We start from the raw sequence: 1,258 nt of genomic DNA, 5'->3' as shown, positions 1-1,258 counted from the left end.
CCTGATACACTTTGGGAAGCAAATATAAACATCTTTACCTGAGCGCGTGCAACAGCAATCCTTTCTATTAAGTTGTTGCTAATCCTGCCATCTTTGGTCAAAACAACCCAGCCTCTTTTGCCAATCTCTGGCAACCAGTTTACGTCTTGAGCGCCTTTTTCAAAGTGTTCATCATGAATTTCAATAGTGATACCTGCACCGCGAAGTGTTTGTACAATACGCTTATTACCTAGACATCTATCTATGAAAAACGTAATCGATTGAGGCTGGGTCATGCAACAGCAGGTAGTTCACACCGGATAGCTTCTTCAATCATAAGCCGATCGCAGTCGTAATCATAAGCAAGCTCGTCAATTGAATCACCTGCTTGATAGCGCTCTGCCAAGACGCTGGTAGCAATCCCTGTTCCAACGATGACAAGGCGACCAAAGGCGATACGAGGATCGATGACGACAACGCGAGGGTTGTCTTCCTCGTGAGAGCGGGTAAACGGGTAAAGCTTGATTGCAAGCCCTGTATCGTCTGGTTCAATTCGTTCAAGGTGAGCAGCAAAAGCTTCTTTTAGCTCCGTTTGTACCTTTTTAGAGGCATTAATCAAAGAGCCATATCGCTCAATAAACAGGTCAACACCATCGGTAAGAAAACGTTCACGAGCAAGTGGGTGAGATGCTTGAAATTGTTCATCAATAAAATCAAGAGCGGTTCGCACATTGCCTAAATCAATTTGATGGTGTTTGCGAATTGCTCTTAGAACATGAACCTCAACTAAATTGGTGAATGAGAGAAGTCGTGGTTTAAGATCACGAATTGGAATTAGCGGTCTAAAGAAGCTGGAACCGTTTGAGATTGGATAGTGTCTCCCAATCGTCCAAGATCGAACAGTGCCGACTGGAATACGCAAGTAACGAGCAGCATCGCTAATGGAGTAGGTGGGAATGTCTCTAGGGTCAGTTTCTCCGTAAAGCTCGGTCATAAGCGTGCCTACCAGAGATGTTTATTTCTATTATTGAGTAAATTTAAGTGATATTCAATATATGACCATTTAATAAAGCTACTGTAGAGCAACTATAGCGCTCTTTTATTACTCCGAAAAAATAAAATATTCGTAGGTTGGGTTGAACGAAGTGAAACCCAACAAAACCAGAGATTGTTGGTGTTGGGTTTCGTTCCTCAACCCAACCTACGCCTAAATTCATCAAAGTCCTTAAAAATAAGGGTGGATGATTTTTATCCGACGAGAGTCATAAAAGAGCGATAG

At 42.5% G+C, this 1,258-nt stretch carries 1 protein-coding gene and 1 pseudogene; both read right to left on the bottom strand.

Annotated elements, in window-relative coordinates; genetic code table 11:
* Positions 1–275, bottom strand: a pseudogene (locus CDG79_RS40535) (hypothetical protein); the annotation flags it as partial.
* Positions 272–973: a DUF433 domain-containing protein gene (locus CDG79_RS40530; protein WP_094347046.1), complete on the bottom strand. Its 702-nt coding sequence runs from the start codon at positions 971–973 to the stop codon at positions 272–274. The gene CDG79_RS40530 and the pseudogene CDG79_RS40535, both read right to left, overlap by 4 nt.
* Between the last annotated feature and the right edge of the window lie 285 nt (positions 974–1,258).

Source organism: Nostoc sp. 'Peltigera membranacea cyanobiont' 232, from assembly GCF_002245985.1.
GTDB lineage: Bacteria > Cyanobacteriota > Cyanobacteriia > Cyanobacteriales > Nostocaceae > Nostoc.
Note: the sequence above shows the minus strand (reverse complement) of the source record. Positions and strands in the feature narration are given on the sequence as shown.